Here is a 13,986-nt window from a genome sequence, read left to right on the forward strand (position 1 = left end):
GGGGTTGGGGGGCCGCGCGGGGGTTGGGGGGCCCCCCCGAATCCTCCACGTTCAACCTCGTACTTGTTCTCGTCCTGCGGCTGTCTCCGGCCCGTCCGGACGCCACTTCTGCTTGCTGTGTGTGAAGCGCCGCCGCCCGACGGGTCGGCGGCGCAACATGCCTTGTTCTTTAGGCAGTTGGGCTCTTGCCCGTTGAGTTCCGTTCAGGCACGGGGCTGCTCTGAGGGGCAGTGTCGGGGGAGCGCCGAGTTGGTGCCATATGCGTTTGCGGGGCGTCGGAGGTGGGTGTTTGTCGGCGAGCCCGCGGACCGCGGCCTCGCCACAGCTCTCCATGCTTTTCCCGTACGCGCCCTCGCTGCGCGGCTGTCTCGGTCGTGCAGATTCCGCTCACTGCCTTGCCTCGTGCGAAAGCGCCGCGGCCTTAGGAGGCGGCGGCGCGGCGTTCTTGTCTGCTTCAGTTGTGTCCGGGCGGCTGCGGGGTGTCAGGAGGTGTGGCGGCCGGCCAGGCGGGTGTCCACGTGTTCGCGGTCCGGGGCGGCCAGCAGCGGTGAGGTGATCACCAGGTCGGCGGTGGCGCGGTTGCAGGCCACGGGGACGTTGGCCAGGACGGCGAGCCGGAGGAGGGCGCGGACGTCGGGCTCGTGGGGCTGGGCGGTCAGCGCGTCCCAGAAGAAGATGAGCAGGTCGATGTCGCCCTCGGCGATGCGCGCGCCGACCTGCTGGTCGCCGCCCAGGGGGCCGCTGCGGAAGCGGACGACGGGGAGGCCGGTCTCGTCGGCGACCAAGCCGCCGGTCGTGCCGGTGGCGTAGAGGCGGTGCTGCCCGAGGATGGCCTGGTGTTCGCGCGCCCACGCGACCATGTCGGGCTTGCAGCTGTCGTGGGCGACGAGGGCTATGCCCATCACGTCGGCCGCGGGCGTGTGGAGCTGGGTGGTCATCGACTCTCTTTCGTGGGAGGAGCGGGCGCGTCGCGTGCGTATTCGTGCTCGGTACGGCCCAGCTTCCCGCATTATCGATCAAGGCGGTGTGAGGGCGGTTGCCGCGGTCGGCCGGTGAGACGAGGGGTGGACGCCATGTCCGGTTTCCGGGTGGCGCGGGTGTACGACGCACCCGCCGCCGAGGACGGGCAGCGGGTGCTGGTGGACCGGCTGTGGCCGCGCGGCCTCAGCAAGGACAAGGCCGAACTGGACGACTGGGCCAAGGAGGTCGCGCCGTCCACCGAGCTGCGCAAGTGGTTCCACGCCGCGACCGGGCACGAGCGCGACGACGAGTTCGCGGAGCGCTACGCGGCGGAGCTGGACGGCGCCGAGCAGCAGACCGGGCTGGCGAAGCTGCGCGCCGCGGCGGAGAAGGGCACGGTCACGCTGCTGACCGCGGTCAAGGATCCGGCGGAGAGCTACCTGTCGGTGCTCCTGGAGCGGCTCGCCGCGAAGAAGTAGGTCAGGCCGGCCACAGGGCGTACTGCCAGTCGTTGCACTGCATGAAGTGCCCGACCGGGTACTCGAACTGCTCCGCGCCCAGCAGCGTGAACCCGGCCTTGCGGCACACCCCGTTGGACGCCGGGTGGTCGACCGCCGGGTACGCGTGGACCAGGCGGTGCTTGCCGTGCGCCTTCGCTTCGGCGAGCAGCGCGGTCACCGCGGCGGCGGCCAGGCCGCGGCCCTGGAACTCGGGCAGTACGCCCCAGCCCGCCTCCCACACGGTCGCGCCGTGCCACTCGCGCTCCCAGTAGCCGACCGTGCCCGCGGCGGCCTCGCCGCCGTCGGCCGGGACCATGATGCGGAACATCCGCCTGCCGTCCTTGCCGGCCAGCGCCGCGTACCGGACGTTGCGCTCGCGCACCTTCTCGTCGGTCTCGGGCCCGCCCAGGTGGTCGGTCATCTCCGGCGCGTTGTGCCGCACGAGGAGGCCGAGGTGCTCGGGGGTGTCCTGCCAGAGTTCGAGGCGCATGGGTCCGATCCTCGCCCATCGGTCCGACACGCGCCGCGGCAGGCCAGGGCGTCCGGCCCGGCAAATCGGGACGAAAGTCAGGTATGCCCCGCGCGACTCCCGGGCACCTGTTGCTCTGTCCCGTTTCCCGACGCCCGTGGGAGCACGCCGCATGACCTCCGCTCCGTCCGCCGAGCCGCAGCCGGTCCTCCAGGCGGTCCTCGCACCTCTCACCAAAGCTGCGGTGTTCCTGGTCGTGACGGTCGACCCGGGCGGCGAGGAGCAGGTACGCGACCTGGTCCCGGACATCTCCGGGCTGGTCCGCTCGGTCGGCTTCCGGGCCCCCGAGGACGGCCTCACCTGCATCACGGGCATCGGCTCGGACGCCTGGGACCGCTTGTTCGGCGGCCCGCGCCCGGCCGAGCTGCACCCCCTCGCCGAGCGCACCGGGGCCGCCCACCGCGCCCCCTCCACCCCCGGCGACCTGCTCTTCCACATCCGCGCGCAGCGCATGGACCTGTGCTTCGAGCTGGCCACCCACCTGATGGCCCGGCTCAAGGGCGCCGTGACGGTACGCGACGAGGTGCACGGGTTCAAATACTTCGACGACCGCGACCTGCTCGGCTTCGTGGACGGCACCGAGAACCCGGTCGGCTCGCCCGCGCACCGTGCGGCGTTCACCACCGCGCAGGCCGACCCCGACTTCGCCGGTGGCAGCTACGTGATCGTGCAGAAGTACCTGCACGACATGGAGGCCTGGAACGCGCTGCCCGTCGAGGCCCAGGAGCGCGCGGTGGGCCGGACCAAGCTCTCCGACATCGAGATGAGCGACGAGGAGAAGCCCCCGAACTCGCACGTCGCGCTCACCACGGTCGAGGACGCGGACGGCGTCCAGCAGCAGATCGTGCGCCTCAACATGCCCTTCGGCACGCTGGGCCGCGGCGAGTTCGGGACGTACTTCATCGGCTACTGCGCGACGCCCTCGGTCACCGAGGAGATGCTCGACAACATGTTCCTGGGCAGCCCGCCCGGCGTGCACGACCGCCTGCTCGACTTCTCGACCGCGGTCACCGGGTCGCTGTACTTCGTGCCGTCCCAGGACTTCCTGGACGACCCGCCGGGGCCGCCCGGTGAGACTGCCGCGGCGGAGACCGCCGGAGAAGCCGAGGCCGATGGAGAAGCCGACGACCCCGATTCCGTGACCGACCCGTTCGACGGCTCGCTGCGCATCGGCAGCCTGAAGAGGAGCAACGCGCGATGAACAACCTGCACCGCGAACTCGCCCCGATCTCCGACGCCGCCTGGGCGGAGATCGAGGACGAGGCCCGCCGGACCTTCACCCTCCACCTGGCCGGCCGCCGCGTCGTCGACCTGGACGGGCCGTCCGGGACCGGTCTGGCCGCGGTCGGCACCGGGCACGTCACGCCGCTCGGCTCGCCGGGCGCCGGCGTGCAGGCGGTCAGCCGCGACGCCCAGCGCGTGGTCGAACTGCGGGTGCCGTTCACGCTCGACCGCGAGGCCGTCGACGACGTGCTGCGCGGCTCCAAGGACTCCGACTGGCAGCCGGTCAAGGACGCCGCCCGCACCATGGCGCTGGCCGAGGACCGGGCCGTCTTCGAGGGCTGGGCGGAGGCCGGCATCACCGGCATCCGGGCCGGTGCCGACACCTCGCCGGTCGAACTCCCGGAGCGGGTCGAGGACTACCCCGACGCGGTCTCGCGCGCGCTGACCGGGCTGCGCCTGGCCGGCGTGGGCGGCCCGTACGCGCTGCTCCTGGGCGCCGACACGTACACCGCGGTCAACGAGACCTCCAACCACGGCTACCCGGTACGCGAGCACGTCGCCCGCGTGCTGTCCGGCGGCGAGATCGTGTGGGCGCCCGCGCTGGCCGGCGCGGTGCTGCTGTCGACCCGCGGCGGCGACTTCGAGATGCACCTCGGGCAGGACCTCTCGATCGGGTACGAGGCGCACGATGCGTCCACCGTGCGCCTCTACCTGACCGAGTCGCTCACGTTCTCGCTCTACTCGCCGGAAGCGGCCGTGGCGCTCACCGCGGCCGGCTGACCCGCGCGGCTCACTCGCCCGCGAGCACCTTCGGCTCGCCGGTGAACCACACGTTCTTCACGAGCAGGTGCCGCATCGCCCACCCGCTGCCGGTACGCACGAGCTCGACGTCGTAGCGGTTCTTCAGCAGCAGGTGCCGGCTGTGGTCGTGCTTCGGCAGGTGCTGGGCCTCGACGATCGCGGTCAGGCGCGCCTCGTCGCCGTCGACGGCGATGCGCACGTTGGTGACCGAGTGCGTGGTGTCGAGGTTCCAGCCGTCGTTGAAGTGCACCGCGAGGATCGCGTCGAAACCGTCCATGACCGGGATTTCGAGGCCCAGGCGCTCCGCCACCGGACGGAAGTCGAATACCGCGTCCGGCGTGAACGCGCTGGTGAACACGTCCGGATCACGCTCGTCCACGCCGAGACCGAACCTGAGGAGCGCGTCCGCGATCTCGGCCCGGTCGCGCAGTTCGCGGACCACGTCGTGGACCAGCTCGGAGTCGAGATCGGCGGACAGGGCGTTGGTGTTCGGGACGAACGCGGGCATGGGAATCCCTTCGGGACGGCGGAAAATCGGCGCAACCAAGCGGCGCCTGCCCCGGTGCAGCAACGGGGCAGGCGCCGCTATTTCCGATTCCCGAAAGGGATTTGCCCGGCGTCCTCGGCTCGTTCGGCCTGCGCGGCCCGGTCCGCCCGGTCAGCCGGCGAAGTTCTCGTACGACTGCTCGCGGCCCCGGGTGAGCCGGTCCAGGCGCTCGTCGAAGTCGGCGTCCTCCAGCAGCTCGTCCTCGGTCGGGGACAGCGCCACGATGAACAGCGTCACGACGGTGAACAGGCTGATGCCGGTGATCAGCGGCGCGATGAAGCTCGACGTCTCGGCGCCCGGCACGCTCGCCGCGGTCGCAGTGACCTTCGCGCTCAGCGCCGACATGCCCGTGTAGTGCATGCCGCACACCGCGACGCCCATCGCCAGGGCCGCGCCTGTGGTCGCGAGCGCACCGCGCACGTTCAGGGCGAACCACAGCGCCGCGGTCGCCGCCGCGATCGCGATGACCACGGAGGCCACGACGGTCGGTGTCGCATAGCCGAGCGAGCCGCGCATGTTCATCGCGGACATGCCCAGGTAGTGCATCGCCGCGACGCCCGTCCCGGTCAGCACGCCGCCCGCGACCAGGCGCGGCCACCGGGACCGGCCGGTCGCCGCGGTGACCAGGCCGGCCGCCACGACCGCGACCGAGACCAGCAGGCTCACCACGGTGCGGGTCACGTCGTAGCGCAGCGGGGTGCCCTCGACCGAGAAACCCAGCATCGCGATGAAGTGCATGACCCAGATGCCGGTGCCGCCGATCGAGACGGCGGCGAGGGCGAACCACCCGGAGCGCGACCACCCGGACAGCGCCCGGGCCCGCGACGTGCACAGCAGGCCGAGGGCGGCGCCCACGCACGACATCGCGTACGCGAGGACCGGGGTGAGCGGGCCGGAGGAGAAGTGGTGGATGTGCCCCACGGCAGGGGTCCTTTCGGGCAGCGCGAAGCCGCGCCAGGAAAGCGGGAATGGGAGGGAGCCCCGGAATCCCCCCGGATTTCGGGCGCGGGCGTGCCGCGGCGAAGATGATAGACACGTCGACTTACCGGTGAGTACGGCGGGGGTCTACGCGGGTTGCCCGCCCTGCTGCGCAGACGCGGGGAAGCCCGCCGCGCGAGTACGCGGGCGGGCTTCCGAAACGTCGTGCCCATCGGGGTTCCCCACCGCCCTGTCGGCCGGGGCATGTGCGGGATGCCGGCAGGGGACCGGGGCGGCGACAGCGAATCAGCCTTGATCGGACCCGTACTTGTACTCGCGCAGCAACTGACCGGCGCCGTCGTAGGCGCGCACCGTTGCCTCGACCCCTCCGAAGCTGAGGATCTTCCCGTCCGGGCCGATCCGCATCCCGACACCGAACTCACCGTGCGCGAACCAGTACCCGCCCCGCGTCGCGGCCAGCGCCAGAACACCGTCCGGGCCGGTGACCTCGATGCGCGCCACATTGTCCGCGGCTCGACCCCACAGCGTGAACGATGTCCGGGGCAGCTCGGCGGGGACCGCCGCGATGCCGTTCGACGCGGCCGTGCGCGCGAACGTGGAGAACGCACCGTTCAGGTCGTCGGTGAGCCACCCGAGCGGCCCGTCCGGGAACGACGGCTCGCCCCTGCACGGAACCACCACTGGGCCATTCGCCTTGCCAACGACGAATGGCACCAGCTTGCCGTCGGCGTCCGGCTCCCAGGCCGTGAACACCGGCTTGTACGCGGACTCCTTTTCGGGGAGCCCTCGCAGCATCGGGGCGGAAGAGCCCGGCTTGCCGGACCCCATCGCGCTTGCCCACGCGGTCGGAACGCCGGGTGGCGGAGACCACGACACACCGGGTGCCGGAGTCCAAGCCTGGCCGGCCGTCGGGGACCACGTCAGGCCGGACGGCATGGAGATGATCGTCGCGCTCGCCGGCATCTGCGCCGGCAGGTCGCTCGCGATCGGCGGCTCGGTCTTCCCGGGCACCGACCCCGGCGAGCCCGGCGACCCCGGCAACCCGGCCATGCCGCTTTCCGACGCCGCCGGCGGCGAGTAGAACGGCGCGTCGGGCGGCAGCTGCGACGCACCGGACCCGGGCCACGTCGGAGTGGCGTCGCTCGGCCGGGGCACCGCCGACGGGATCATGCTCGGCATCGGTGGCTTGGCGGTCGGGGACAGCGTGGGCATCGGCGGCGGCGACCCGCCCTTGCGGCCGTTCTCCATGCACGTCCGCAACACCGCCTTCGCCACGTCCGCCGGCACCGGGTCGCCGGGCTTCGCCGACTCCCGCGGCACCCCCGCCTCCCCGGCGGTGGCGCTCCGCTGCGCGCCGTCCGCCCACGGCTGCGCGACGCCGACCCCCACGCCCGCGGCCACCAGCACCGCGGCGGTGGCCATGAGCGGCACGGCGATGCGGCGCGGCTCGGGGGTGTACTCGTCCGCTTCCAGCAAGTCCATGAGTTCGCGGCGCCGGCGGTCGTGCCCGGGCAGCCTGTCGTCGTGGTTCGGGCTCATCGCTCGTTCTCCAACTCCTCCGGCACCAGCGTGCCGAGCCGTGCCCGCGCCCGGTGCATCCGGGCCTTGACCGTGCCGAGCGGAATCCCCAAGGCCACCGCGGCGGCCTGCTGGTCCAGGCCGCCCCACACGCACAGTTCGACGACGTCGCGCTCGTGGCGCGGCAGCCGGCCGACCGAGCGGCGCAGGGCCGCCGCGCGGCGCTCCGCGTCCAGCCGGGCCGCGACGTCGTCGGCGTGGTCCGGGACGTCGGGCGGCGGCGGTATGCGCTCGACCAGCGCCCGGTACCGGCGCAGCGCGCGCCTGCGGTTGGCCAGCGTGCGGTTCGCCGTGCCGAGCAGCCACGGCAGGACGCTCTCGCGGTCGATGCGCACCTCGGCCCGGCGCCGCCAGGCGGCCAGGAAGACCGCCGAGGTCAGGTCCTCGGCCTCGGTGTGCTCCCCGGTCCGGCGCAGCAGATGGCCGTACACCGCGCCGGCGTACCGGTCGAAGACGTCCGCGAACGCACCTCGGTCCCCCTCGGCGATGCGCAGCCACAGGGCCTGATCCGTGAGGTCGTGCCTCTGATGGGTCATCACATCCCAGGAGTGTCCGGACCGGACCGTCGGGTTGCCGGGAAGTTCAGGCGCCGGTACGCGCAGGCTCGGCGGCCTTCCGGAGCGCGGCCGCGAACGCCTCGGTGTACGGCAGGGCCCGGCCGCGCCGGGCAGTCGCGATCCCGAGGTACCGGGTGGGCCGGGGCGGCCGGAGCGGCACCACCGCGACGTCCGGCGGCAAGTTGACCAGCGACACGAACGGCACCAGCGTGACGCCGAGCCCCGCGGCGACCAGCGACACCGCGAAGAAGTAGTCGGTCGTGCTGCCCGAGACCTTCAGCTCGAACCCGGCCGTGGCGGCCAGCCGCCGCAGGTACGCCGCGGTCTTGCTGCAGCCCATCACCCAGGTGTCCTCGGCCAGTTCGGACAGGTCGACGGCGTCGCGCCCGGCCAGCGGATGCCCGGCGGGCAGCACCGCGGACATCGGGTCCTCCATCAGCGGCTCCCAGGCCAGCCCGGACCGGTCGCCCGCGCGGACCGGCACCGGCCCGTCGAAGTGGTACGCCAGTGCCAGGTCGGCGCCGCCCTCGCGGAGCAGCGGCAGCGCGTCCTCGGGCTCGTGCTGGACCACGTTCAGCTCGACGTCCGGGTGGCCGACCGCGAAGTGCGCGAGCGCGGCGGGCAGCAGGTGCCGGCCGCCGCTGGTGAACGTCGCCACGGTCAGCCGGGCCCGCCCCGCGGCGAGCCGGGCGATGCGGTCGCGCACGTGCCGGAGTTCGGCGGACACGATCTCCTCCGCCTCGACCAGCAGCCGGCCGGACTCGGTGAGCACCACGCCGCGCGGGCTGCGCTCGACCACCGCGGCGCCCAGGCCGCGTTCGAGTGCGGCGATCTGCTGGGACACCGCGGACGCGGTCACGTGCAGCGCGGCCGCGGCCTTGCTGAAGCTTCCGTACTGCGCCACCTCGCGCAGCACGCGCAGCCGCTGCAAGTCGGTCATTAGGCCGTCCTTAAAGCCGAGTAAGCAAGTGACCAGTTCCGCTGAACACTCTATCCAGCCAGGATCGGTCGCATGCGAAAGATCCTGGTCATCGGAGGCAGCCGGTACTTCGGCCGGCACCTCGTCGAACTGCTCCGCGACGCAGGCGACCGCGTCACGGTCCTCAACCGCGGCGCGTCGGCCCCGCCGGCCGGTGTCGGGCACATTGCCGCGGACCGCTCGGACGGACCGGCGCTGGCCGCCGCGCTCGGCGGACGCACCTTCGACACGGTGGTCGACCAGGTGCTCTACACCCCCGCGGACGCGGCCACTGCGCGCGACGTGTTCGCCGGGCGCACCGCGCGGTACGTCGCCACCTCGACCATGGAGGTGTACGACCCGGCGACCGCCCCCGCGCTGTCCGGCGCGCGGCTGCGGCCGAGCGGGGCCGCACTGCGGGGCATCCCCGAGGACGCCGTCGACCCGCGGGAGTGGCCGGTCGACGCGGACCTGTGGCGCGACCCGGCCCGGGCCGCCGCCGCGTACGACGAGGCCACGCACTACGCCGAAGGCAAGCGCCAGGCCGAAGCGGTCCTCGCCGCCCAGGCGGAGTTCGCCTTCGCGAGCGTGCGCAGCGCACACGTCGCGGGCGGCGGCGCACGGGACTTCACCGGCCGGCTCGCGCACTACGTCGACCGGATCGCCGACGGCCGCCCGGTCGCGGTGCACGCCGCACCGCAGCCGACCTCGTTCATCGGGCACACCGAGATCGCCCGGGTGCTGGCCTGGGCGGCCGGCGCCGACTTCACCGGACCGGTGAACGCGGCGTCCCGCACCGCGCTGTCGGCCCTTGACCTCTCCGCCCGGATCGGTGCGCACCTCGGCCGCGAGCCGCGCTTCGCCGTCGTCGGCACTCCTGATGGCGCCGACCCCGGCACTCCCGGCGGCGCCGGCCCCGCCGAGGCCTCGCCGTACTCCTTCGACCGCTTCTACGCGATGGACAACCACCTCGCCGGCCGCCTCGGTTTCACGTTCTCCGACGTGTCCGACTGGCTGCCCGGCGCGATCGACGACGCGCTGCGCACCCGGCGCGCCGGGAAGGACGCCTGACATGAAGACCCGCCGCATCGGAGACCGCACCGTCGGCGCCATCGGGCTCGGCGCCATGCCGCTGTCCATCGAGGGCCGCCCCGACGAGGCCCGGGCGATCGCCACGCTGCACGCCGCGTTCGACGCCGGCGTCACCCTGCTCGACACCGCCGACTCGTACCACCGCGATGCGGGCGAGGAGGGCCACAACGAAGCGCTGATCGCCCGCGCCCTCGCCGCCTACGGGCCGGGCGCCGAGCGGATCCTGGTGGCCACCAAGGGCGGCCGGGGCCGGCCGGGCGACGGCTCGTGGACGGTCGACGGCAGCCCCGGGCACCTGAAGGCCGCCGCCCGCGCCTCGCTGCGCCGCCTCGGCACCGACGCCATCGGGCTCTACCAGCTGCACAAGCCGGACCCGCGCGTGCCGTGGGCCGACTCGGTCGGCGCACTGCGCGACCTGGTCGACGCCGGGGTGATCCGGGCCGCCGGAATCTCCAACGCGGACACCGCGCAGATCCGCGAGGCGCACACGATCCTCGGCCCGGCCCTGGTGTCGGTGCAGAACCGCTACTCTCCGGAAGTACGGGACAGCGAGCCCGAGTTGCAGCTCGCCACCGAACTCGGCCTGGCGTTCCTGCCGTGGAGCCCGCTCGGCGGGATCTCGCGCAGCGCCCTGGACGGTCCGGGCCCCGGAGCCTCCGGAGCTGCCGCACGGCCCGCCCACGCCACGGCGTTCCACAAGGTCGCCGCGCAGTACGGCGTCAGCCCGCAACAGGTCGGCCTCGCCTGGCTGCTGGCCCGCAGTCCCGCGATGGTCCCGGTGCCGGGGGCGAGCAGGCCGCAGTCGATCACCGACTCGGCCCGGGCCGCGGACCTGGAACTGAGTGCCGCCGACCTGGCCCTGCTGGACGCCGAGGACGCACTCGCCCCGGCCTGACCCCCACGGCGGCAGGGCCGGAGCGCCGCAGAACCGCGCAGCCGCCGGTCAGAGCGCGGCGGGGCTCCCGGTCGCCGCGTCGTCCGCCGCGCGCAGCGCCGCCTGGACATCCTGGGCGGCCTGCGCGAAGGCGCGCACGCGGTGGTTCTCGCCGCTCTTGCGCCACACCAGCGCCCAGGTGACCTGCGGGTCCTCGGTGAGCGGCACGTACGCGACACTCGGCGTCGGATAGAACTTCGCCGCATGGCCGGAGACGTACGAGATGGCCTGCCCGGTCGACACCGCACCGAGCAGCTCGTGGAAGGTCGCCACCGTCGGGCCCTCCGGAATGAGCACCCCGCTGGGCGTGCGCCGGGGCGCATGCGCGTCGACCCAGTAGTCCGGGGCGGCACCGGGCTGCACCTTGACGATGCGCTCCTCGGCAAGCTCCTCCAGGTCCACCGACGCCCGGCCGGCGAACCGGTGCCGGGCCCCGACCGCGAGGATGATCGACTCGGTGCCGACCGCGGGCCCCACATGCAGATCGGCCTCGGCGATCGGCAGCCAGGCGACCGCGATGTCCACCTCGCCGTCCCGCAGCCGGCCGAACGGGTCGCCGAAGACGATCTCGCGGATCTGCACCTCGCAGTCCGGATGGCGGCTGGCGAAGACGTCGAAGATGTCGAGCATCAGCTGCCCGTACGCGCCCATCAGGCCGAGCCGCAGCACTCCGCTCACGCCCCGGGCGGCAGCCACCGCGCGGGCGAAGCCGTCGTTGATGGCCTGGTGGTGCGGGGCTATGTCGGTGCGCAACTGGCGGCCGAGCGGGGTCAGCCGGACCTTGCGGCTGGTGCGCTCGAACAGCGGCGCGCCGACCCGGCGCTCGAGCTTCTGGACGGTCTGGCTCACCCGGGCCGGCGAGACCTGCAGCCGCTCCGCGGCCCGGCTGAAGTGCAGCTCTTCGGCGACCGCGAGGAAAGCCTCGATCTCATGGCGTTCCAGCACGCGCGCTCCTTCCGGCCGGCCGTCCCGCGACGTGCCGGTCCGCCTTGCCCGATACGCCCGCCCGGCCGGGTGCCGGGGACGCCGCTGTCACATTACGCCTTCATGGGACAAGAATCTGAATCGCCGCAGGCCCTCGGCGCGGACCCGGGACCAAGGGCCCGGCGCACCGGCCGGAGCCGGGGACGCCCGGCCCGCTCACCACGCCGCCGCGGCCTCTTTCGCCGGCATGCTGCTGTAGTCGGGCACGTCGGCCCGCGCCGCGCGCAGCCGGTCGTGCGCCGGGCGGCCCGGCCTCAGCCGGCCTGGACCGGCACGTCGTCCGCCGCGTCGCCGTCCGCCTCGCTGTCTGCCTGGCTGTCCGTCTCGCCCGGTTCATCGCTCAGTTCATCGCCCAGCGCGTCGAGTTCGCCGGCCAGCAGCATGCCGACCCACTCGCGCAGCCCGGTCGCGGTCTCCTTGTCGTAGCCGCGGACCGCGCCCTCGGTCAGCATGATCAGGTAGAGGTAGATCCGGTACAGGCTGATCCGCCGCCGCACTTCGGGGGTGAACTCGACGGTGCCGCCCGCCTCGCGGTAGCCGGCCAGGAAGTCGACGTCCGCCTCGATGTCGGCGAACAGCGCCAGCGAGACGAAGTCCGCGCACGGGTCGCCCCAGAACGCCCGCTCGGCGTCGATCACGCCGCCCACCCGGGCGCCGCCGCCGTCGCGCGCCACCAGGATGTTGCCGTCCCACAGGTCGAAGTGCACGAAGACCGGGCTGTCCACGTCCGCCAGCAGCCCGAGGTTGTCCTCGACCGCAGCGAGGATCTCGGCGGCCGGGCGCGTCAGGTCGGCGCCGAGCCGGGCGGCGTCCGCGAGCACCGCCTCGACCATGCCGCGGAAGGCGTCCGGCCAGCGGGCCGGCGCGCTCTCGCTCTGCGGGTAGCCGAACCGGATGCCGTGCACGGCGTGCATGCGGGCCACGATGCCGCCCAGATCGCGGCGTACCGCGGCCAGTTCGTCCGGTGAGAGGTCGGCGCGCAGGCGGTCCAGCGGGGTGCCGGGCAGCGCCGTCATGAACAGGTAGTCGCCGGGCATCAGGTTGCGTTCGAAGCCGGTGGACAGCACGCGCGGCGTCGGGACGCCGTCGACCTCGGCGAGCCGGGTGAAGAACAGCGACTCGGTGCGCAGGATGTTGTACTCGTAGCCCAGCCGCGGAGCGTCCGGCGCGGGGGCCGCCTTGAGCGCCACCTCGCGGCCGTCCGCGAGGGTCAGCCGGAAGACCGTGTTGTACATGCCCTCGGTCGCCTCGCGGCAGAGCGCGGGTAAGGCGGCGCCGCCGAACACGACCGTCACCAGCGCATCGAGAGTGGCCTGGTCGACGGTCGGCTTCGTGATGCTGTGCACGCGCTGGACCTCCTGGGAGCGGACGACGGATCGGAGCGGAAACGCCCACGTGCCCAGACGTCCCCGCCTGCCGTGGCCCGACGGAATCATGCACTTGAACAGTTGTCAATACCACCTATCGACCGCACGGTTTAACGGAGTTCGGGTGGCTGCGCACCGCTGCCGCGGGTCTCCCGGACCGGCCGGGGCGGAGGCATGCGGGTGATAGGGGACATCATGTGAAGGTCATGACGAATGCCTGATGTGCTCGGATGGTCATGGGATCGTCGGCGGCCCAACGGCCCGACCGGCGTTGCCCGTTCCCACGGGAGGGTGACACCGGGTGCGACGGGCCGACGGCGATACGTCCCATTCGCCCGGCTACTGGATATCGTCGGTGCGGACCACTGGGCCCGCACAGGGCGCGAGAACCGGGTGAACCTCGATGAATCACGGCCGATCCGCCCTCGACCGACGCATGCCCGTGGCCGGCGCCGCGCACCCGGCGGGGCCCTGGGCGGTCCCCGTCCCGCTGGACGCCCACCTGGTGCTGCGCACGCACGGCGCGGTCAGCCGCACGGTCCGCCGCTTCGCGGCCACGGTGCTGGAGGCCTGGCAGCACGCCGATCTCATCGACGACACCGAGGTGATCGTCTCCGAACTGGTCGGCAACGTCCTGCGGCACACCGATTCCAGCCACCTCGCCGTCTCGCTGCGGGTCCAGCCGGAAGGCACCGCGCGCGGCACGCTGCTCGGCTCGGTCGCGGACTGCTCGCCCAAATTGCCCGGCATGCGGACGGCCGATGAGGGGGAGGAGGACGGGCGGGGGCTCTCGATCGTGGACCGGCTGGCCAAAGAGTGGGGCGCACGGGGCACCGGCTGCGGCAAAGAGGTCTGGTTCCGCCTCGCGGCGGGGCCGGTCATGACCTGACGGGCCGGGTGCCGCGCCCGCCGCGTCGGGATGCGGTGCGCGCCGCGCCGGGGACGGCGCGCACCGCACTCGCACACGCGTCCCGGGACACGCCGCCGGGGCCGGCTGCATCCGGCCGAGCCGGTCC

The 13,986-nt window shown here is 73.3% G+C and carries 15 protein-coding genes; 6 read left to right on the forward strand and 9 right to left on the reverse strand.

Annotated elements, in window-relative coordinates:
* Positions 1–482: 482 nt before the first annotated feature.
* Positions 483–938, reverse strand: coding sequence for a methylglyoxal synthase (locus LZ495_RS11875; protein WP_235052081.1), 456 nt, complete (start codon positions 936–938; stop codon positions 483–485).
* 135 nt (positions 939–1,073) lie between these two features.
* Between LZ495_RS11875 and LZ495_RS11880 the strand changes: the two genes are divergently transcribed.
* Positions 1,074–1,439, forward strand: a complete 366-nt coding sequence (locus LZ495_RS11880) for a DUF488 domain-containing protein (protein WP_235052082.1) — start codon at positions 1,074–1,076, stop codon at positions 1,437–1,439.
* Between the two features lies 1 nt (position 1,440).
* Here the strand turns inward: LZ495_RS11880 and LZ495_RS11885 are convergent, their stop codons facing one another.
* Positions 1,441–1,950, reverse strand: a complete 510-nt coding sequence (locus LZ495_RS11885) for a GNAT family N-acetyltransferase (protein WP_235052083.1) — start codon at positions 1,948–1,950, stop codon at positions 1,441–1,443.
* 151 nt (positions 1,951–2,101) lie between these two features.
* Between LZ495_RS11885 and LZ495_RS11890 the strand changes: the two genes are divergently transcribed.
* The gene (locus tag LZ495_RS11890; protein WP_235052084.1) at positions 2,102–3,190 is read left to right on the forward strand and encodes a Dyp-type peroxidase; all 1,089 of its coding nucleotides are present in this window, start codon (positions 2,102–2,104) and stop codon (positions 3,188–3,190) included.
* Positions 3,187–3,993, forward strand: a complete 807-nt coding sequence (locus LZ495_RS11895; protein ID WP_235052085.1) for a family 1 encapsulin nanocompartment shell protein — start codon at positions 3,187–3,189, stop codon at positions 3,991–3,993. Before LZ495_RS11890 ends, LZ495_RS11895 begins: the two co-directional genes overlap by 4 nt.
* Positions 3,994–4,003: 10 nt before the next feature.
* On the opposite strand, the gene LZ495_RS11900 is transcribed toward LZ495_RS11895, so the two are convergent.
* The 5 genes from LZ495_RS11900 to LZ495_RS11920 form a co-directional block, all read right to left on the reverse strand.
* A complete protein-coding gene (locus LZ495_RS11900; RefSeq protein ID WP_235052086.1) occupies positions 4,004–4,522 on the reverse strand; it encodes a nuclear transport factor 2 family protein in 519 nt (172 codons plus the stop codon).
* Between the two features lie 150 nt (positions 4,523–4,672).
* Entirely contained in the window at positions 4,673–5,482 is an 810-nt protein-coding gene (locus tag LZ495_RS11905; RefSeq protein ID WP_235052087.1) for an MHYT domain-containing protein, read from the reverse strand.
* Between the two features lie 303 nt (positions 5,483–5,785).
* Positions 5,786–7,039, reverse strand: a complete 1,254-nt coding sequence (locus LZ495_RS11910) for a hypothetical protein (protein WP_235052088.1) — start codon at positions 7,037–7,039, stop codon at positions 5,786–5,788.
* Positions 7,036–7,614: an RNA polymerase sigma factor gene (locus LZ495_RS11915; RefSeq protein ID WP_235052089.1), complete on the reverse strand. Its 579-nt coding sequence runs from the start codon at positions 7,612–7,614 to the stop codon at positions 7,036–7,038. Before LZ495_RS11915 ends, LZ495_RS11910 begins: the two co-directional genes overlap by 4 nt.
* Positions 7,615–7,660: 46 nt before the next feature.
* Positions 7,661–8,575, reverse strand: coding sequence for a LysR family transcriptional regulator (locus tag LZ495_RS11920; protein WP_235052090.1), 915 nt, complete (start codon positions 8,573–8,575; stop codon positions 7,661–7,663).
* A gap of 72 nt (positions 8,576–8,647) precedes the next feature.
* Between LZ495_RS11920 and LZ495_RS11925 the strand changes: the two genes are divergently transcribed.
* Together LZ495_RS11925 and LZ495_RS11930 are read left to right on the forward strand one after the other, a co-directional pair.
* Complete coding sequence (locus tag LZ495_RS11925) at positions 8,648–9,664, forward strand: NAD-dependent epimerase/dehydratase family protein (RefSeq protein WP_235052091.1); 1,017 nt, start codon at positions 8,648–8,650, stop codon at positions 9,662–9,664.
* Position 9,665: 1 nt separating this feature from the next.
* Positions 9,666–10,580 carry an aldo/keto reductase gene (locus LZ495_RS11930; protein ID WP_235052092.1) on the forward strand — a complete coding sequence of 305 codons (915 nt, stop codon included), beginning with the start codon at positions 9,666–9,668 and terminating at the stop codon, positions 10,578–10,580.
* A gap of 48 nt (positions 10,581–10,628) precedes the next feature.
* Here the strand turns inward: LZ495_RS11930 and LZ495_RS11935 are convergent, their stop codons facing one another.
* Entirely contained in the window at positions 10,629–11,564 is a 936-nt protein-coding gene (locus LZ495_RS11935; protein ID WP_235052093.1) for a LysR family transcriptional regulator, read from the reverse strand.
* 293 nt (positions 11,565–11,857) lie between these two features.
* Positions 11,858–12,949: a phosphotransferase family protein gene (locus LZ495_RS11940; RefSeq protein ID WP_235052094.1), complete on the reverse strand. Its 1,092-nt coding sequence runs from the start codon at positions 12,947–12,949 to the stop codon at positions 11,858–11,860.
* 457 nt (positions 12,950–13,406) lie between these two features.
* Between LZ495_RS11940 and LZ495_RS11945 the strand changes: the two genes are divergently transcribed.
* The gene (locus LZ495_RS11945) at positions 13,407–13,859 is read left to right on the forward strand and encodes an ATP-binding protein (protein ID WP_235052095.1); all 453 of its coding nucleotides are present in this window, start codon (positions 13,407–13,409) and stop codon (positions 13,857–13,859) included.
* Positions 13,860–13,986: the final 127 nt, after the last annotated feature.

The organism is Yinghuangia soli, assembly GCF_021502675.1.
Classification (GTDB): Bacteria; Actinomycetota; Actinomycetes; order Streptomycetales; family Streptomycetaceae; genus Yinghuangia; species Yinghuangia soli.

Coding starts and splice junctions, on each gene's coding strand:
- LZ495_RS11875 (WP_235052081.1), bottom strand. CDS start 938: ATGACCACCCAGCTCCACACGCCCGCGGCCGACGTGATGGGCATAGCC.
- LZ495_RS11880 (WP_235052082.1), top strand. CDS start 1,074: ATGTCCGGTTTCCGGGTGGCGCGGGTGTACGACGCACCCGCCGCCGAG.
- LZ495_RS11885 (WP_235052083.1), bottom strand. CDS start 1,950: ATGCGCCTCGAACTCTGGCAGGACACCCCCGAGCACCTCGGCCTCCTC.
- LZ495_RS11890 (WP_235052084.1), top strand. CDS start 2,102: ATGACCTCCGCTCCGTCCGCCGAGCCGCAGCCGGTCCTCCAGGCGGTC.
- LZ495_RS11895 (WP_235052085.1), top strand. CDS start 3,187: ATGAACAACCTGCACCGCGAACTCGCCCCGATCTCCGACGCCGCCTGG.
- LZ495_RS11900 (WP_235052086.1), bottom strand. CDS start 4,522: ATGCCCGCGTTCGTCCCGAACACCAACGCCCTGTCCGCCGATCTCGAC.
- LZ495_RS11910 (WP_235052088.1), bottom strand. CDS start 7,039: ATGAGCCCGAACCACGACGACAGGCTGCCCGGGCACGACCGCCGGCGC.
- LZ495_RS11915 (WP_235052089.1), bottom strand. CDS start 7,614: ATGACCCATCAGAGGCACGACCTCACGGATCAGGCCCTGTGGCTGCGC.
- LZ495_RS11920 (WP_235052090.1), bottom strand. CDS start 8,575: ATGACCGACTTGCAGCGGCTGCGCGTGCTGCGCGAGGTGGCGCAGTAC.
- LZ495_RS11925 (WP_235052091.1), top strand. CDS start 8,648: ATGCGAAAGATCCTGGTCATCGGAGGCAGCCGGTACTTCGGCCGGCAC.
- LZ495_RS11930 (WP_235052092.1), top strand. CDS start 9,666: ATGAAGACCCGCCGCATCGGAGACCGCACCGTCGGCGCCATCGGGCTC.
- LZ495_RS11945 (WP_235052095.1), top strand. CDS start 13,407: ATGCCCGTGGCCGGCGCCGCGCACCCGGCGGGGCCCTGGGCGGTCCCC.